This window comes from Streptomyces ambofaciens ATCC 23877 (assembly GCF_001267885.1).
In the GTDB taxonomy this organism is placed as follows: domain Bacteria; phylum Actinomycetota; class Actinomycetes; order Streptomycetales; family Streptomycetaceae; genus Streptomyces; species Streptomyces ambofaciens.
Genome location: NZ_CP012382.1, coordinates 6,899,305 through 6,915,833, shown reverse-complemented (window position 1 = coordinate 6,915,833; position 16,529 = coordinate 6,899,305). Strand labels below are relative to the sequence as shown.

Annotated in this window: 17 protein-coding genes; 3 read left to right on the top strand and 14 right to left on the bottom strand. The window is 72.4% G+C overall.

The window, feature by feature from the left end:
* Window positions 1-85 precede the first annotated feature (85 nt).
* The 12 genes from SAM23877_RS30435 to SAM23877_RS30385 form a co-directional block, all read right to left on the bottom strand.
* Window positions 86-1,144, bottom strand: a complete 1,059-nt coding sequence (locus SAM23877_RS30435; protein ID WP_162492165.1) for a polyprenyl synthetase family protein — start codon at window positions 1,142-1,144, stop codon at window positions 86-88.
* Window positions 1,145-1,212: 68 nt separating this feature from the next.
* On the bottom strand, window positions 1,213-2,649 hold the full coding sequence (hpnE, locus tag SAM23877_RS30430) for a hydroxysqualene dehydroxylase HpnE (protein ID WP_053139970.1): 1,437 nt from the start codon (window positions 2,647-2,649) through the stop codon (window positions 1,213-1,215).
* Entirely contained in the window at window positions 2,646-2,804 is a 159-nt protein-coding gene (locus tag SAM23877_RS41465; RefSeq protein ID WP_079030527.1) for a DUF6380 family protein, read from the bottom strand. Before SAM23877_RS41465 ends, hpnE begins: the two co-directional genes overlap by 4 nt.
* Window positions 2,804-3,754, bottom strand: coding sequence for a presqualene diphosphate synthase HpnD (gene hpnD, locus SAM23877_RS30425; RefSeq protein WP_053139967.1), 951 nt, complete (start codon window positions 3,752-3,754; stop codon window positions 2,804-2,806). The genes SAM23877_RS41465 and hpnD overlap by 1 nt, the downstream gene beginning before the upstream one ends.
* The gene (gene hpnC / locus SAM23877_RS30420) at window positions 3,751-4,671 is read right to left on the bottom strand and encodes a squalene synthase HpnC (RefSeq protein WP_053139965.1); all 921 of its coding nucleotides are present in this window, start codon (window positions 4,669-4,671) and stop codon (window positions 3,751-3,753) included. Before hpnC ends, hpnD begins: the two co-directional genes overlap by 4 nt.
* 359 nt (window positions 4,672-5,030) lie before the next feature.
* Window positions 5,031-5,810: an ABC transporter ATP-binding protein gene (locus tag SAM23877_RS30415; protein WP_053139963.1), complete on the bottom strand. Its 780-nt coding sequence runs from the start codon at window positions 5,808-5,810 to the stop codon at window positions 5,031-5,033.
* Window positions 5,803-6,732 (bottom strand): ABC transporter permease, encoded by a 930-nt coding sequence (locus SAM23877_RS30410; protein ID WP_053139961.1) that lies wholly within the window; start codon window positions 6,730-6,732, stop codon window positions 5,803-5,805. Before SAM23877_RS30410 ends, SAM23877_RS30415 begins: the two co-directional genes overlap by 8 nt.
* A gap of 96 nt (window positions 6,733-6,828) precedes the next feature.
* Window positions 6,829-7,701: a glycosyltransferase family 2 protein gene (locus SAM23877_RS30405; protein ID WP_053139959.1), complete on the bottom strand. Its 873-nt coding sequence runs from the start codon at window positions 7,699-7,701 to the stop codon at window positions 6,829-6,831.
* Window positions 7,702-7,709: 8 nt separating this feature from the next.
* Window positions 7,710-8,489: a CDP-alcohol phosphatidyltransferase family protein gene (locus SAM23877_RS30400; RefSeq protein WP_162492134.1), complete on the bottom strand. Its 780-nt coding sequence runs from the start codon at window positions 8,487-8,489 to the stop codon at window positions 7,710-7,712.
* Complete coding sequence (locus tag SAM23877_RS30395; RefSeq protein ID WP_053139956.1) at window positions 8,467-9,528, bottom strand: iron-containing alcohol dehydrogenase family protein; 1,062 nt, start codon at window positions 9,526-9,528, stop codon at window positions 8,467-8,469. Before SAM23877_RS30395 ends, SAM23877_RS30400 begins: the two co-directional genes overlap by 23 nt.
* A complete protein-coding gene (locus tag SAM23877_RS30390) occupies window positions 9,516-10,268 on the bottom strand; it encodes a phosphocholine cytidylyltransferase family protein (protein ID WP_053139954.1) in 753 nt (250 codons plus the stop codon). Before SAM23877_RS30390 ends, SAM23877_RS30395 begins: the two co-directional genes overlap by 13 nt.
* Window positions 10,265-12,127 (bottom strand): DUF5941 domain-containing protein, encoded by a 1,863-nt coding sequence (locus SAM23877_RS30385; protein WP_053139952.1) that lies wholly within the window; start codon window positions 12,125-12,127, stop codon window positions 10,265-10,267. The genes SAM23877_RS30390 and SAM23877_RS30385 overlap by 4 nt, the downstream gene beginning before the upstream one ends.
* 470 nt (window positions 12,128-12,597) lie before the next feature.
* On the opposite strand from SAM23877_RS30385, the gene SAM23877_RS30380 reads away from it, so the two are divergent.
* Together SAM23877_RS30380 and idi are read left to right on the top strand one after the other, a co-directional pair.
* The gene (locus tag SAM23877_RS30380) at window positions 12,598-13,536 is read left to right on the top strand and encodes a cation diffusion facilitator family transporter (protein ID WP_053139950.1); all 939 of its coding nucleotides are present in this window, start codon (window positions 12,598-12,600) and stop codon (window positions 13,534-13,536) included.
* 295 nt (window positions 13,537-13,831) lie between these two features.
* Complete coding sequence (gene idi / locus SAM23877_RS30375) at window positions 13,832-14,425, top strand: isopentenyl-diphosphate Delta-isomerase (protein WP_053139949.1); 594 nt, start codon at window positions 13,832-13,834, stop codon at window positions 14,423-14,425.
* Window positions 14,426-14,432: 7 nt separating this feature from the next.
* Here idi and SAM23877_RS30370 read toward each other — a convergent pair whose 3' ends face one another.
* The gene (locus tag SAM23877_RS30370; RefSeq protein ID WP_053139947.1) at window positions 14,433-14,885 is read right to left on the bottom strand and encodes an ATP-binding protein; all 453 of its coding nucleotides are present in this window, start codon (window positions 14,883-14,885) and stop codon (window positions 14,433-14,435) included.
* Between the two features lie 204 nt (window positions 14,886-15,089).
* On the opposite strand from SAM23877_RS30370, the gene SAM23877_RS30365 reads away from it, so the two are divergent.
* A complete protein-coding gene (locus tag SAM23877_RS30365; RefSeq protein ID WP_053139945.1) occupies window positions 15,090-15,857 on the top strand; it encodes an enoyl-CoA hydratase/isomerase family protein in 768 nt (255 codons plus the stop codon).
* Here SAM23877_RS30365 and SAM23877_RS30360 read toward each other — a convergent pair.
* On the bottom strand, window positions 15,844-16,479 hold the full coding sequence (locus SAM23877_RS30360; RefSeq protein ID WP_053139943.1) for a DJ-1/PfpI family protein: 636 nt from the start codon (window positions 16,477-16,479) through the stop codon (window positions 15,844-15,846). The two genes, SAM23877_RS30365 and SAM23877_RS30360, sit on opposite strands and share 14 nt — an antisense overlap.
* Between the last annotated feature and the right edge of the window lie 50 nt (window positions 16,480-16,529).

Below are 16,529 nucleotides of genomic sequence, written 5' to 3'. Positions count from 1 at the left end.
CTGCTGTGGGTCCGCCGTCGGCCGGTGCTGGTCGTTCCCGCGACACCGGCCGGCGACTACGCGAGGGCTATTCGACCGATAGTGATCATCTCTTTCGTACGACGACGAAGTCCGCGAGTGCCGTGAAACGGTCCCGCACCCGCTCGGGCATGTCCACGGCGTCGAGGGCTTCGATGGCGATGGTGTGCTGACGGCGCGCCTCGTCGGCGGTCCACTCCCGGCCGCCCGCTTCCTCGATGAGGGCGGCGCGGGCCGCGAACTCCTCCTCGGAGAAGTTCGCGAAGTCGCTGGTCTTGGCGTCGGCGGCGAGGATCTCGCCGAGCCGCTCGGAGGCGGGTCCGCCGGCCGCGAGCGCGGCCACGACCGGGAGGGACTTCTTGCGCTGGCGCAGGTCGCTCCAGGTCTGCTTGCCGGTGGCCTCCGGGTCGCCCCAGATGCCGAGCAGGTCGTCCACGGCCTGGAAGGCGAGGCCCAGGTGGTAGCCGTACCTCTCCAGCGTGTCGGCGGTGTGTTCGTCGGCGCCGCCGAGCACCGCGCCGATGGAGCTGGCGGAGGCGAGCAGGGCGCCGGTCTTGTTGCCCTCCATCTCCAGGCACTCCTCGACACTGACGCGGTCGCGGTGCTCGTAGGAGATGTCCTGGGCCTGACCGTCGATCAGGGCGCGGGAGGCCTTGGTGAGGCGGCGGGTGGCACGGCCCGCCTCGACGGTGCCGAGCTCCAGCAGCACCTCGTTGGCGAGTGCGAACAGGGCGTCGCCGACCAGGATGGCCTGGGCGGGGCCGTGCACCTTCCAGACGGTGTCGCGGTGGCGGCGCTGCTCGTCGCCGTCCATCAGGTCGTCGTGCAGGAGGGAGAAGTTGTGCACCAGCTCCACCGCCACCGCGCCGGGGACGCCCGTCTCGGGCGCGGCACCGGTGACCTCGGCGGAGAGCACCGCGAGCGCGGGGCGGACGGCCTTGCCGCCGTCACCGTCCGCGGGCCTGCCCTGGGCGTCGATCCAGCCGAAGTGGTAGGCGGCGACGGTGTCCATGGGAGGTGCCAGACGGTCTACGGCAGCCCGCAGGACCGGCGTGGTCAGGGTCCGGCCACGCTCCAGGAGCGCGGTCACGTCCACCGCCTCGGCAGCCTTCGGGGCCGGGGGCACAGTGGGCACAGTCTTTCCTCCAGTTGCGGTACCGGGAGTGCGGGAGTCGGTCCCACGCGGATCGGTTCTCATGCCGCCTCCCCGAAGAAGTCGGGAAGCAGGCCGCGGGACCGGCCCAGGGCGCCGAGCGCGGCGCCCGCCGCCCCGACACCGCTGCGAACCGCACTCTCCATGGTCGCGGGCCACCCGGTGGCGGTCCACGCTCCGGCCAGGTACAGGCCGGGTGCCTTGGTGCGGGCGCCGGGCCGGAGCCGGCCGACGCCGGGGTCGGGAGCGAAGGTCGCGGTGCGCTCCCTGGTCACGAAGAAGTCCTTCACCCCGGCGCCCCGGGTGCCGGGCAGCAGCCGCTCCAGCTCGGGCAGGTACCGCTCGCGCAGCACGGCCACGGGCTCGTCGATCTCGTTCTGCGCGGCCGACTGCGACAGCGCCAGGTACTGACCCTCCTTCAGCCCGGAGGCCTCGGTACGGTCGAACACCCACTGCACGGGGGTGCCGAGAGCCGCGAGGAACGGCGCGGCGAGCACCTTGCGGTCGTAGACGACGTGGATGTTCAGGATCGGCGCCGTGCCGATCTCCAGCAGGTTCGCGGGGGCGTCGAGGGCGCCCGCGGGCAGCAGGTCGTGCGTCTCGCGCTGCGGCACGGCCAGGACGACCGCGTCGGCCTCCAGGGTCTCGCCCTGGACCTCGACGCTCCAGCCTCCGTTCTCCTTCGCCCGGACGGAGGTGACGCGGGTACGGACCTCGGTGCGGACGCCCGCGGCGTCGAGCGCCTCGCGGGCCATCCGGTCGTGCAGGTCGCCCAGCGGGACCCGGGCCCACCCGATGTCGGCCGCGCCCGGGTCGGACAGCAGACCGGTCTTGAACACCATCGCGGCGAGCCCCAGCGAGGCGTCGCCCGCGACCGCGTTGAGGGTCGCGACGCCGACGAGGTCCCACAGCGCCTCGACGGCGCGCGCCGACTGGCCGTGCGCGGCCAGCCAGCTGCCGAAGTCCTGGGTGTCCAGCGCCGGATCGGTGAGATCGAGCCCCTTGAGCGCGAGCGCGGCCCGCCCGACCGCGGCCCGCTCGGCGAGCGAGAGGTGCGGGTACGTGGCGAGGCTCCGCCCCAGGTGCAGGGGCACCGGCAGCGCGTCGCGCCGCAGTCTGCCGAGCCGTCGTCCCGCGGGCCGGGCCAGGTCGACGACCGGCACGTCGAGACGTTCCTGCACCGGAGCGAGGGCCGTTCCCCCGATGCGGTCGAGGAACCAGCGGTAGGCGGTGCAGCAGCGCAGGTAGACGTGCTGGCCGTTGTCGACGGTGAGGTCGCCGCGCTGGAAGGAGAAGGCGAGCCCGCCCAGTCGCGGCCGTCCTTCGAGCAGGGTGACGCGCACCCCGGCATCGGCGAGCGTGAGGGCGGCGGTGACCCCGGCGATTCCGCCACCGACCACGACGGCGTGTCCGCCGGGCCGGAGGGCGGAGACGTCCGCGAGCTGTCCGCCGTCCCGCGTGCCGTTGCCGTGCGTCATGGTGCGCCCTTCCCTGTCCGGTCGCCGCAGTGTGTGAACGGTGTACGGCCGACCGTCTCAGTCAGGGACGCCGACCGCCACCGGAGGGTTGCCCGCCGTTCCTCGCCGGAGGCGCCGCTCCGGTCCGGAGTGTCGAGTGTGCCGGGTACGTCCATCAGGCGCGCTTCCTGACGGCCCGCCGGGTGACGTGCCGGGCGTCCAGCCCGGACAGGCCGCGCACGGCGACGTACGCCTTCTCGCGTCCGGGGAGCGAGACCCGGCCGCGCAGGACGGCCTCCGGGTCCCGCTCGATGCGGTCCAGGAGGCGGCGGTAGATGCCGGCCATGGCGGCCACGCAGGCGCCGCTGCGCCGGTCGAGCATGGGCAGCAGCCGGTAGCCCTCGGCGAAGAGGGCGCGGGCCCGACGCACCTCGAAGTGGACGAGGCCGGCGAAGTCGGAGCCCGCGGGCGGCGTCGGTCCGCCGAATCCGGCGGAGCAGCCGAACTTGGCGAGGTCGTCGGCGGGCAGGTAGGTCCGCCCGTCCTCGGCGTCCTCGCGGACGTCCCGCAGGATGTTGGTGAGCTGGAGCGCGAGGCCGAGCGTGTCGGCGTACTCGGGCGCGCGTTCGGCGCCGCGCGCCCCCGGTTCGGCGCCGAACACGCCGAGCGAGAGGCGGCCGATGGCGCCCGCCACACAGCGGCAGTAGACCTTCAGGTCGTCCCAGGTCTCGTAGGTCTCGCCCCGCAGGTCCATCTGGACGCCGTCGATCAGCTCGTCGAGCCCGCCGAGCGGGATCGGGAAGGCGCGCGCGGCGTGGGCGAGGGCGACGGCGACCGGGTCGGTGTCGTCCTCGTCCACCGCCCCGTCCTGGATCCGGGCGAGCAGCGCCCGCGTCTCCTCCAGCCGGGCGACCTTGACGTCACCCGCGAGCTCTCCGTCGCCGATGTCGTCGACGCGGCGTGAGAACGCGTACAGCGCCGACATGGCCCGGCGCTTGGGCGTCGGCAGGAGCCGGATGCCGTAGGCGAAGTTGCGGGCCTGCTGTCCGGTGACGGCCTCGCAGTAGCTGTAGGCGGCGAGCACCGGTGCCGACGTGTGCGCTGACGACTCCACGGTCCCGATCACCCCTCTCCTCGCAGGGTCACGCCCACCTCGCGCAGCAACTGGACCTTGCCGGGCTTGGGCGGGCCGGGAAGTACGTCGTGATCGGCGGCCTCGATCGCCCGGACGGCCGCCCTGCCCCCCGCCACGAACCCGGCGAGCAGCAGGCGGAGCCTGCCGCGGACGCTGCCCACCAGGGGGGCGCCCTCGCTCAGCAGGTCGCGCGCGCGTCGGGTCTCGTACGCGATCAGGGCGCGCACCGCGGCGCCGGCGGTGGGCGCGGCGAGGTCCGTCTCCTGGACGTGGAAGCGTTCCATGTCCTCGGCGGGCAGGTAGACGCGGTCACGGCCCAGGTCCTCGGCGACGTCCTGGAGGTGCTCGACGATCTGCAGGGCGGTGCAGATCGCGTCGGACCGGCGGACCCGCTCGGGCGTCGAGGTGCCGGTGACGGCGAGGACGAGGCGACCGACCGGATTGGCGGACAGCTCGCAGTAGGCGAGCAGGTCGTCGTAGGTCTCGTACCGCCGCACCACCTGGTCCTGGCGGTTGGCGGCGATCAGGCCGAGGAAGGGCTCGGGGGTCAGCGAGCGGCGGCGCACGGTGGGCTGGAGGCGGCGCAGCAGCGGGTGGCGGGGGATGCCGTCGAAGACCCTGTGCAGGTCGGCCTCGAAGGCGTCCAGCATCAGCAGCCGGTCGTCGGCCCGGTCGCCGGGGACGCCGAGGAGGCGGGCGTCGGCGCCGCCGGGGGCCAGGTCGCCGTCGCCGATGTCGTCGACCAGACGGGCGAAGCCGTAGACGGCCATGAGGTCGGTGCGCCAGTCGCGGGGGAGGAAGAAGGGGGCCACGGGGAAGTTCTCGCTCGCCGCCTTGGCGAGGGTGGCGCGCTCCGGGTCCACGGCGTGCTCCGGGTCCACGGCGCGCGCCGTGTCGGTGGCCGTCATCGCGGGCAGCCCTGGGCGGGGACGGCGCACGCGTCGCGGAGGTGGGGAGTTTCCGTCGCCATTGCCGTCACATCTCCCGTTCTACACTGCCGACCCAATACACACTATTTCGGACACGCCGCCCGACCGCCCGCGCGGCGGGCCCGCTCGAGGGTGTCGGGGATTATCGCCCCATGTGCCGCGTATCGGGACCGCTCCAGCTTACGTTGTACAACTCACCGAGGTCCGCAGGGGTGCTCCGCGCATCACAAGAACACATCGATCGGCCTCAAGATTCCTGAGAACAGCCGGAGTTGACGCTTCCTTTGCAGACGCGTGCCCCGCCGGAACAGCTCCGGCGGGGCCTTCGGCGCGTCGCCCTACTTGCCCGTGAACTTCTCGTACTCCTTGAGCACCTCGTCCGTCGGGCCGTCCATCCGCAGCTCGCCGCGTTCCAGCCACAGGACGCGGTTGCAGGTGTCGCGGATGGACTTGTTGTTGTGGCTGACCAGGAAGACGGTGCCGGCTTCCTTCTTCAGCTCCCGGATGCGCTCCTCGGAGCGGGTCTGGAACTTCCGGTCGCCGGTGGCGAGGGCCTCGTCGATCATCAGGACGTCGTGGTCCTTGGCGGCGGCGATGGAGAAGCGCAGCCGGGCCGCCATGCCGGAGGAGTACGTGCGCATCGGCAGGGTGATGAAGTCGCCCTTCTCGTTGATGCCGGAGAAGTCGACGATGTCCTGGTAGCGCTCCTTGATCTGCTCGCGGGACATGCCCATGGCCAGACCGCCGAGGATGACGTTGCGCTCGCCGGTCAGGTCGTTCATCAGGGCCGCGTTCACGCCCAGGAGGGAGGGCTGGCCGTCCGTGTAGACCTTGCCGCGCTCGGCGGGCAGCAGGCCGGCGATGGCCCGCAGCAGGGTCGACTTGCCGGATCCGTTGGAACCGATCAGGCCGATCGCCTCGCCCCGGTAGGCGGTGAACGACACGCCCCGCACGGCGTGCACCTTGCGCACGCCCCTGTCCTCGCCCCGTTTGATCATGCGGCTGAGGGCCGCGGTCGCGCTGCCCTTGCCGGTCCTGGCGCCGTTGACCCGGTAGACGATGTGCAGTTCGTCCGCGATGACCGTCGGCACCCGCTCGCCCTGCTGCTGCTCAGCCACGGCCGTACCTCTCCTCCGCCTTCCAGAAGTACACGAAGCCGCCCACGGCCAGGACCACGGCCCAGCCGAGCGCGACCGCCCACACGTGCGGCGGCAGGTTCTCCGAGCCGTACCCGTCGATCAGCGCGAAGCGGATCAGGTCCATGTAGACGGCGGCCGGGTTCCACTGGAGGACGTCCGCCAGCCAGGTCGGCTTGTCCTCCAGCATGATCGGGATGGAGAACATGACGCCCGACGCGTACATCCACGTCCGCATGATGAAGGGCATCAGCTGGGCCAGGTCCGGCGTCTTGGCGCCCATCCGGGCCACGATCAGCGCCAGGCCCATGTTGAAGAGGAACTGCAGGAGCAGCGCCGGGACGACCAGGAGCCAGGACAGGGAGGGATAGCTGCCGAAGCCGATCACCACCGCGAACATGACGATCATCGAGGCCAGGAGCTGCTGGAGCTGCTGGAGGGCGAACGAGATCGGGAGCGAGGCGCGCGGGAAGTGCAGCGCCCGCACCAGGCCGAGGTTGCCGGAGATCGCGCGCACGCCCGCCATCGCCGAGGACTGGGTGAAGGTGAAGACGAACACACCCGTCACCAGGAACGGGATGTACACGTCCTTCGGCATGCCCTTGCCGGCGTTCAGGATCAGGCCGAAGATCGTGAAGTAGACGAGCGCGTTGAGCAGGGGCGTGGCCACCTGCCACAGCTGGCCGAGCTTGGCCTGGCTGTACTGGGCGGTCAGCTTCGCCTGGGAGAAGGCGAGGATGAAGTGCCGCCGGCTCCAGAGCTGACGGACGTACTCCGCGAGGGACGGCCGGGCCCCGCTCACCGACAGCCCGTACTTGGCGGCGAGCCTGGCCGGTGTGAGGCCCTCGTCGGGCGACACGGGCTTGGTCATGGCGACCGTGCCGTCGTGCGTTGTCTCACTCACTGGTGGAAACTTTCGTCTTCGGAGTGCTCGGCCGCGCGGGCCTGGCATGGACCTGTTGGCCCCGGGCGGGCCGGGACGCTCTCGGGTACGAGCTTGTCAGATCACGGGAGGCCGGCCCAGCCGGGTCAGCCGCCACACCGTACGCCACCTCATGGGCCGCCGGGGGCCGCAGGGGGTGGCCCAGCCCTCGCGGAAGCCGCCGAACCAGGCCTTGAGGGCAGGTCGCGAGGGCCGGCGCAGCAGGGTGAGCAGCATCCACACGCCGAGGTAGACCGGGACGAGGAGCGCGGGAAGGTTCCGGCGGGCGAGCCAGACGCGGTTGCGGGCGACCATGCGGTGGTAGACCGCGTGCCGTGACGGCGCGGTCGTGGGGTGGTTCAGCACCATGTCCGACCGGTAGTCGATCATCCAGCCGGCGTCGAGGGCCCGCCACGCCAGGTCGGTCTCCTCGTGGGCGTAGAAGAACGCGTCCGGCAGGCCGCCGACCTGCGTGAGGACGCGGGTACGCACCGCGTTGGCACCGCCGAGGAAGGTGGTGACCCGGGAGGAGCGCATCGGGTCGGAGGCGCGCAGCCTCGGGACGTGCCGGCGCTGGGTCTCGCCGGTGTCCGGGTCGGCGATGCGGAAGCTGATGATGCCGAGCTCGTCGTCGGCCGCGAAGGCCTGGCGGCACAGCTCCGCGGTGTCGGTGCGGGCGAGCAGGCCGTCGTCGTCGAGGAAGAGCAGGATGTCGACGTCGCTGCCGCCCGGACCGAAGGCCTCGATGCCGACGTTGCGGCCGCCGGGGATGCCCAGGTTCTCGGGCAGCTCGACGGTGCGCACGCCCTCCGGCACCTCCGGGACGGGCGAGCCGTTGCCGACGACGACCACCTCGACGCGGTCGCCGTCCTGCCGGGCGACCGAGTCGAGCAGGGCCCGCAGCTCGTCGGGGCGGTTGCCCATCGTGATGACGACGGCGCCGACCTTCATGGACCCGCTCACTTCAGCCTGCTGGAGGCGAGGATGGACACCAGGTGCAGGAGGGTCTGCAGCAGCGCGATGCCGGCCAGTACGGCCGTACCGAGGCGGGTGAAGAACAGGTCGCCGCGGCTCTCGTCGACGATCGCGAGGACCAGGATCAGCAGCGACGCCTCGATGCCGAGGATCAGCCGGTGGAACTTGAGCGCCCCGGCGGCCCGGCGGGCCAGCGCCATGCCGGAGGAGCGCGGCTCGGACGCGGACTCCTGGACCGGTGCCCTCCCGGTCTGGTGCCGGGCCACGCCCACCAGGTCGGTCTCGGCCTTGATCAGGATGGCGCCGAGGGCGGCCAGGGTGCCGAGGAAGGCCCACAGCCAGTCGATCCGGCCGGTGCCCCAGAGGTCGGCGGCGCGCAGGCCGAGGCCGACCAGGACCGCGGCGTCGGTCAGGTAGGCGCCGACCCGGTCCAGGTAGACGCCGCCGAGCGAGTACTGCTTCTTCCAGCGCGCGACCTCGCCGTCGACGCAGTCCAGCAGCAGGTAGAGCTGGACCGCCACGACGCCGAGCACGGCGCCCGTGATGCCCGGCACCAGCAGCGCCGGGGCCGCGAGGACGCCGCAGACGGTCATCAGGTACGTGAGCTGGTTGGGCGTGACCCTGGTGTTCACCAGGTAGCGGTCGATCCGCAGCGAGACCTCGCGCATGTAGAGGCGTCCCGCCCAGTGCTCACCGCTGCGCCGGTCCTTGACCCCCGCGGGATGGACGACCGGACGTAGTTCAGCTACCGATGGCCTTGACATAGTCGGCGTACAGGTCCTTGATCTGGTCGGTTTTGAGGTCGAGGTGCTCGAGGATCGTGTAGCGGCCGGGCCGCGTCTGCGGGGCGAACTCCACGGCCCGGAAGAACTCCTCCGGGGTGAACCCGATCTCCTCCGGCAGCACCGGCAGCCCGTGCCGGCGCAGCACCTCGGCCATGTGGGCGGACTCCTCGTGGGCCCCGCGCAGGTACATCGCGAAGGCCGCGCCCAGGCCGCACTGCTCACCGTGGGCGGCCGTGCGCTGGGGGAAGAGCAGGTCGAAGGCGTGGTTGATCTCGTGGCAGGCGCCGGAGGCGGGCCGCGAGTCACCGGAGACCGACATGGCGATGCCGGTCAGGACCAGGCCCTCGGCGAGCACCTGGAGGAAGTCGTTGTCGCCGACGCCGCCCGGGTGCCTCAGGACGGCCTCGCCCGCCTGGCGGGCCATCGCGGCGGCCAGGCCGTCGATGCGCTCGCCCTTGACCCGGTTGGCCAGCTCCCAGTCCGCGATCGCGGAGATGTTGGAGACCGCGTCGCCGATACCGGCGCGCACGAACCGCACCGGGGCCTCGCGGATGACGTCCAGGTCGATCACGACGGCGATCGGGTTCGGGACGCCGTAGGAGCCGCGGCCCGCGTCGTTGTCGAGGGTCGCGACCGGCGAGCACAGTCCGTCGTGCGCGAGGTTCGTCGGCACGGCGACCAGCGGGAGGCCGATACGGGCGGCGGCGAACTTGGCGCAGTCGATGATCTTGCCGCCGCCGAGCCCGACGACCGCGTCGTAGTGACCGGCCTTCATGGCGCCGGCCAGCTTGATCGCGTCGTCCAGGGTGCCGCCGCCGACCTCGAACCAGTCGGCGCCGGGCAGGGACGGGGCGACGCGCTCGCGCAGCCGGGCGCCCGAGCCGCCGCTGACGGCGACGGCGAGCTTGCCCGAGTGGGAGATGCGCTCGTCGGCGAGCACACATCCCAGGTCGTCGAGGGCACCCGCGCGGATGTCCACGACGACCGGCGACGGGATGAGCCTCGTCAGTACTGGCACGCGATCTCCCTGCCCTTGGCGAGGTCGTCGTGGTTGTCGATCTCGACCCACTTGACCTCGCCGATCGGCGCCACGTCGACCTTGAAGCCGCGGTTGACGAGCTCCTGGTAGCCGTCCTCGTAGTACAGCTGCGGGTCGCGCTCGAAGGTCGTCTTCAGGGCGTCGGCCAGCTCCACGGCGGCCTCGCCCTCGATGAGGGTGACGCCGATGTACTCGCCGGTCGCCTCGGACGGGTCCATCAGCTTGGTGATGCGCTGGACGCCCTTGTCGGGGTCGACGACGACCTTCATCTCCTCCTCGGCGAGGCTCTTCACCGTGTCGAGGGCGAGGATGATCTTCTTGCCGTCGCCGCGGGCGGCGAGCAGGGTCTTCTCGACGGAGACCGGGTGCACGGTGTCGCCGTTGGCGAGGATCACGCCGTCCTTGAGGGCGTCACGACCACACCACAGGGAGTAGGCGTTGTTCCACTCCTCGGCCTTGTCGTTGTCGATGAGGGTGAGCTTGACGCCGTACTTCTGCTCCAGCGCCTCCTTGCGGTCGTACACGGCTTCCTTGCGGTAGCCGACGATGATCCCGACCTCGGTCAGGCCGACCTCGGCGAAGTTCGCCAGGGTCAGGTCCAGCACCGTGATGCTGTCCTCCGCCCCCTCGGGGCCGACCGGCACCAGTGCCTTCGGCAGGGTGTCGGTGTAGGGGCGCAGACGCCGGCCGGCGCCGGCGGCCAGCACGAGGCCGATCATGCGGGTTCTCCTTCGTCGTGTACGGCGGGTGCGCCGCCCTGGTGGGCGGCGACCCAGAAGCGGATGCTCTCGACGAGCACCACGAGTGCCACGGCCACGGCGAGGACCGTGAGCGCGAGCTTGAACTGTGTGGCGGTGAGCAGCACGGCCAGCACGGTGATCACCAGCGTGCGGCCCTCGTGCCCCCCGATCGTCCGCACCAGCCACTGCGGCGGCGCGCCCGCGCCACCGCGGATGCGGTAGACCGTGTCGTAGTGATGGTAGGCGACCGCCGCAACCAGGCCGAAAGCCGCCGGAAGGGCCCCGTTCACGTCTGCTTTCGCCGCCAGTACCAGGACGGTGCCGTACTCGGCGGCGCGCAGGAAGGGGGGGACCAGCCAGTCGAGGGCGCCCTTGAGGGGGCGGGCGACGGCGAGGCCGGAGGTCAGGACGTAGGCGACGGCGGCGACGACCGGCCAGGGGCCGCCGAAGCCGGTGAGCGCCGCCGTGGCGACGACGGCGAGGCCGCCGAGGAGGGCGACGGCGGGGGCGGTGAAGCCGGGCAGCCGGCGGGCGGGCTTGCGCAGGCCCGCGGCGACGGCCTCGGCGAGCGGTCCGGAGTCGGCGAGGTCGGCCAGCGCCTTCGCGGCCCGGTCGGTGCGCGACGCCTTCCGGGTCTGCGAGCGCAGGACCCGGCCGGCGGTGGTGTACGTCGCGGCGAAGGCGCAGCCGACGAGCAGCGCGTAGAGGGTGATGCGCGGGGTGGTGACCGCGGTCAGTACGGCGATCATGGCCCAGCGTTCGCCGATGGGCAGGACGATCATGCGGCGCGCCCAGACCGTCCAGCCGACGCTGTCGAGCTTGTCGGAGAGGGCGGCGGTGGGGCTGGTGTTGGCGGCGGCGGCCGTACTGTCGACGTTCGCCTCGTTGAACGAGAAGTCGACGACGTGCCGGCAGGTCTGGAGGACCATCGCGCCGAGGGCCAGGGCCCACACGTCGTCGCCGCCACGGGCGGCTCCCAGGGCGAGGCCCGCGTAGTAGGCGTACTCCTTGGCGCGGTCGAAGGTGGCGTCCAGCCAGGCGCCGAGCGTCGAGTACTGCAGGGAGTAGCGGGCCAGCTGTCCGTCGGTGCAGTCGAGGACGAAGGAGGCGATGAGCAGGACGCCGGCGGCGACGAAGCCGCCGCGGGTGCCGGTGGCCGCGCAACCCGCGGCTATGAGCGCGGTGATCAGCGAGGCGGTGGTGACCTGGTTGGGGGTCAGTCCGCGTCGCGCGCACCAGCGGGCGATGTAGCGGGAGTAGGGGCTGATGAAGAAGGTGGTGACGAACCCGTCGCGGGCCTTCACCGCCGACTTCAGACGTACGGCCTCGTCGTCGACGGCGGCGACGGACTGCCGTGCCTCGTTGCGGGCCTGCGGGTCCGCGGGGACGGCGGCGACGAGGCTGCCGAGCTCGGGCCGGTGCACGTCGGCGCCGTCGGCGTCGAGGGCGGCGGTGATCCGGTCGGCGAGGCTCTCGGCGTCCCCTTCGCCCTGCCGCACCCGAGCGGGAGCGCCCCCGAGCGCGGCACCGCCGACCGCGAGGTTCTCGCGGGCCATCGCACGGGTCAGGGCCTGGCGGGCCGCCGGCTGTGCGGTCACAGCGCCCGGGATCGCGGCGAGCGGGAAGCGGGGGTCGGTGAGACCGAGGCGCAGGGAGTGCAGGTGGCCCACGAAGCGGGCGTCGACCAGGGCGACCCGTTCCCCGGCGGAGACCTGGGCGAGCAGCAGCTCGGCGTCGGCCGCACCGGAGGCGGCACGCACCTCGAAGCCCAGGGACCGCAGCTCGCTCTCGATCGACGAACCGGGGACCGGCTGACCGGTGAGGATGGCGGTCGGCAACCGAACTCACTCCCTGGTGCCGACGCCCGGGGCGCCGGTCCTGTACATGGTGGGACGCCCGCGCCTGCGGCACCCGGGCGGCATGTCGGCAGAGGTTATCGGATGCCCCGAACGCCGTGTTCACCGCCCGTTTCACGGTCGGTCGGCACCACGTGCACCCGCCTTTGCCGCGATCATCATCGTGGATGCGGGCCCCGCCCCACAAACCGCGCCCCCAGACCGGGCATCGCGGACATCGCGAAGCGTCCGAGGGTGGCCACAGAGGGTCATCGCAACGGAGCGGGGCGACGGCGGCGAGCCGTCACCCGGACGGCCCTCACGGAGCCTCGCAGTGCCCTGACCTGCACACCGTTTCCGCAGGTCAGGGCACATGACAACGGTGTTCAGTGCCGCGTTGCCCGATACCCCCCGCCCGTAGTTGACTGTGATCCGGACACCGGATGCCGAAGACACAGGGAGGCGGGCTTCTCATGGGGGCTGGGCACGATCACGGGCATGCGCACGGGGCGCGCGCCGGGGGCACGGCGACCGCCGCGTACCTCGGCAGGCTCCGGGTGGCACTGGCGATCACGCTCTTCGTCATGGTGGTCCAGATCGTCGGCGGCATGCTCGCGGACTCGCTCGCCCTGGTCGCCGACGCGGCCCACATGGCGACCGACGCCCTGGGGCTCGGCATGGCGCTGCTCGCCGTCCACTTCGCGAACCGCCCGCCGAGCGACCGGCGCACCTTCGGCTTCGCCCGGGCGGAGATCCTCGCGGCCCTGGCCAACTGTGTGCTGCTGCTCGGCGTCGGCGGCTACGTGCTGTTCGAAGCGGTCGAGCGCTTCCTCACACCCGCCGACACCGAGGGCGGTCTGACCGTCGTGTTCGGTGTGATCGGCCTGGTCGCCAACATGGTGTCGCTGACGCTGCTGATGCGCGGGCAGAAGGAGAGCCTGAACGTGCGGGGCGCCTTCCTGGAGGTGGCGGCCGACGCGCTGGGATCGCTGACCGTGATCGTCTCGGCGCTGGTGATCCTGGCCACCGGCTGGCAGGCGGCGGACCCGATCGCGTCGCTGCTCATCGGCCTGATGATCGTGCCACGCACCCTGCGGCTGCTCCGCGAGACCCTGGACGTGCTGCTGGAGGCCGCGCCCAAGGGCGTGGACATCGCCGAGGTGCGCGCCCACATACTGGCGCTGGACGGGGTCGAGGACGTCCACGACCTGCATGCCTGGACGATCACCTCGGGCATGCCGGTGCTCTCGGCGCACGTGGTGGTGAGCGGCGAGGCGCTGAGCGCGATCGGCCACGAGAAGATGCTCCACGAGTTGCAGGGCTGCCTCGGCGACCACTTCGACGTGGAGCACTGCACCTTCCAGCTGGAGCCCAGCGGCCACGCGGAGCACGAGGCGCGGTTGTGCCACTGAGCCGCGCCCCCGGCCGGCCACCGCAGGGGGCGCGTGCGCGAGGGAACGCGCCGGGCGGCGCAGCCGTCCGCCGGTCGTCCGCTCCCTGTCTCCCGGGCACTGGAGCCGGTGACGCCCCCGGGGGTTCCCGGCCCGCCCTCCGGGAACGATCAACCCCCGGGCCCCACCTCGGCGTCCGACCGGTCACGACCGCCGCCCGCGCCGCGGCGCGGGACATGCGGAGTGCCGGGAAGTGCCGAGAGTGCCGGATTCGTACGGCACACTTGGGGCGCGAGGACCGATGTGAAGGATGGGTATGCCGATCACTCCTGCCACCGCGACGCACGATGCGTCGAACGGCACCGCGGACGCGATTTTGCTGGAACTGGTCGACGAGGACGGCGTGACGATCGGCACCGCGGAGAAGCTCTCCGCGCACCAGCCGCCCGGACGACTGCACCGCGCGTTCTCCGTGTTCCTGTTCGACGAGCGGGGGCGGTTGCTGATCCAGCAGCGAGCGCTCGGCAAGTACCACTCCCCCGGTGTGTGGTCCAACACCTGCTGCGGCCATCCCTATCCCGGTGAGGCGCCCTTCGCGGCGGCGGCCCGGCGGACGTACGAGGAGCTGGGGGTCTCGCCGTCGCTGCTCGCCGAGGCCGGCACGGTGCGCTACAACCACCCGGACCCGGCCTCGGGGCTGGTGGAGCAGGAGTACAACCATCTCTTCGTGGGTCTGGTGCAGGCGCCGCCGCGGCCCGACCCGGAGGAGGTGGCCGAGACGGCCCTGGTGTCTCCGGCCGAGCTGATCGAGCGGCACGGGAAGGACACCTTCTCCGCGTGGTTCATGACGGTGCTGGACGCGGCCCGGCCCGCCGTCCGCGAGCTGACGGGCCCGTCGGCCGGCTGGTGAGCCCGGCCTAGCGCAGGGCGTGTTCGAGCGGCAGGGCGACCCAGATCACCTTGCCGCCGCCCGCCGTGTGGGCGACGTCGCACGCTCCGCCCGCCTCCCGGGTGATCTCCCGGACCAGGAGCAGCCCGCGCCCGCCCGTCCGGCCGTGATCGGTCTCCAGGGCGGTCGGGCGGTAGGGGTGGTTGTCCTCCACGGACACCCGGACCCACTCGGGCCCCACGGCGACCTCCACGGCGAGCACCGGCGACAGCACCGCCGCGTGCCGGACGGCGTTGGTGACCAGCTCGGAGACGATCAGGAGCAGGCCCTGGGCCACGTCGTCGGAGACCGGGACGCCCTGGCGTACCAGCAGGTCCCGCACGGCGTGCCGCGCCCGCGGGACCGACTCGTCCACGGCGGGGGCGGTGAACCGCCAGACGCCTTCGTACGGCAGCGGCCCGGCGGGCCCGGTCTCGTCCATCGTCCGGTCGCCACCCCTGGGCTCGATTGTCACCACACCCCTGAGTGTTGGTAACGCGTCCCTTCGTTCCGGGAAAGTGAACACAAGTCAGCGGGTATCGAGCGCTTCTGACCGTTGGCGTATGACACGGTCAGTTGTGGGACCGTTCCTGTCCCACCGGTATCGCCCGCAGGGCCCCTTGGACCGGCCGATAGCATCCGGGCCATGGAGCCGCAGCTGCTGCACCGGGTCGCCGACTCGGTCGCCACCGTAGTCGTCCACCATCCCGCCAAGCGCAACGCCATGACCGCCGCGATGTGGCGGGCCCTGCCTCCGCTGCTCGACGCCCTGGCGGGTGATCCGGCGGTGCGGGCGCTCGTGCTGACCGGTGAGGGCGCGACGTTCTGCGCCGGGGCCGACATCTCGACGCTGCGGGAGTCGGCGGAGGAGGCGCAGGCGCTCGCCGTCCGCGCCGAGGAGGCGCTCGCGGCCTTCCCCCGGCCCACCCTGGCGGCGATCCGCGGTCACTGCGTGGGCGGCGGGGCGCAGTTGGCGGCGGCCTGCGACCTGCGGTTCGCCGAGGAGTCCGCGTCGTTCGGGGTGACCCCGGCCAAACTGGGGGTGGTGTATCCGGCGTCGTCGACGCGGCGGCTGGTGGCGCTGACCGGACCCGCCACCGCGAAGTACCTGCTGTTCTCCGGGGAGTTGATCGATGCGCAGCGGGCACTGCGCACGGGCCTGGTCGACGAGGTCCTGCCGGAGGGCGGACTGGGCGAGCGGGTCGACCGGTTCGCCCGGCTGCTGGTGTCGCGCTCGCAGCTGACACAGGCCGCGGCGAAGGAGTTCGCGAACGGACGCACCGACCGGGACGCCTACTGGGCCGGGCAGGCCCGCGGCAGCGGCGACACCGCCGAGGGGGTCGCCGCCTTCCTGGAGCGGAGGCAGCCGCGTTTCGGCTGGAGCGCCCCGACGGGCGCGGCTACGTCAGGATGAACCGGCTCTTGCCGCGGAACTCCTCCACGAGGTGGGCGGGCGCCTTCTGCGGCGACCCGGCGTCGTAGGGCGGCTGCGGGTCGTACTCGGTCAGCAGCTGGACCGCCCGGGCGTGGTCGTCGCCGGCGATCCGGCCGAGGAGGGTCAGGCCCATGTCGATGCCGGAGGAGACTCCCGCCGCGGTGACGTACTTGCCGTCGGTGACCACCCTCTCCCCGGTCGGCTCGGCGCCGAACCGGCCCAGGTGGGACAGGGCCAGCCAGTGCGAGGTGGCGCGGCGGCCCTGAAGCAGGCCGGCCGCGGCGAGGAGCAGCGAGCCGGTGCAGACCGAGGTGGTCCAGGTGCTGGTGGCGTCGGCTGTGCGCAGCCAGTCCAGCAGGGTCTCGTTCTCCATCTGCGGGGTCTGGCCGGGGCCGCCCGGCACGACGACGAGGTCGGGGGCCGGCACGTCGGCCAGCGTCCGGTCGGCGACGAGCGCGAGGCTCCCGGTGTCGTTGCGCACCGGGCCCGCCTGCTCGGCGACGAAGACCGTCTCCGCGCCGGGGAGGCGGCCGAGGATCTCGTAGGGGCCCACGGCGTCCAGGGCGGTGAAACGGTCGAAGAGCACGATGGCTGTCTGCACGGGTTTCCTCTCGGTCGGCGGTCCCGGTGGTCCGGGTGTCATGTGGTGCG

Bases quoted from the DNA above. Each gene is read 5' to 3' on its own strand.
- hpnE (WP_053139970.1), bottom strand. From the start codon at position 2,649: ATGACGCACGGCAACGGCACGCGGGACGGCGGACAGCTCGCGGACGTC.
- SAM23877_RS41465 (WP_079030527.1), bottom strand. From the start codon at position 2,804: ATGGACGTACCCGGCACACTCGACACTCCGGACCGGAGCGGCGCCTCC.
- hpnC (WP_053139965.1), bottom strand. From the start codon at position 4,671: ATGACGGCCACCGACACGGCGCGCGCCGTGGACCCGGAGCACGCCGTG.
- SAM23877_RS30405 (WP_053139959.1), bottom strand. From the start codon at position 7,701: ATGAAGGTCGGCGCCGTCGTCATCACGATGGGCAACCGCCCCGACGAG.
- SAM23877_RS30400 (WP_162492134.1), bottom strand. From the start codon at position 8,489: ATGTCAAGGCCATCGGTAGCTGAACTACGTCCGGTCGTCCATCCCGCG.
- SAM23877_RS30390 (WP_053139954.1), bottom strand. From the start codon at position 10,268: ATGATCGGCCTCGTGCTGGCCGCCGGCGCCGGCCGGCGTCTGCGCCCC.
- SAM23877_RS30380 (WP_053139950.1), top strand. From the start codon at position 12,598: ATGGGGGCTGGGCACGATCACGGGCATGCGCACGGGGCGCGCGCCGGG.
- idi (WP_053139949.1), top strand. From the start codon at position 13,832: ATGCCGATCACTCCTGCCACCGCGACGCACGATGCGTCGAACGGCACC.
- SAM23877_RS30370 (WP_053139947.1), bottom strand. From the start codon at position 14,885: ATGGACGAGACCGGGCCCGCCGGGCCGCTGCCGTACGAAGGCGTCTGG.
- SAM23877_RS30365 (WP_053139945.1), top strand. From the start codon at position 15,090: ATGGAGCCGCAGCTGCTGCACCGGGTCGCCGACTCGGTCGCCACCGTA.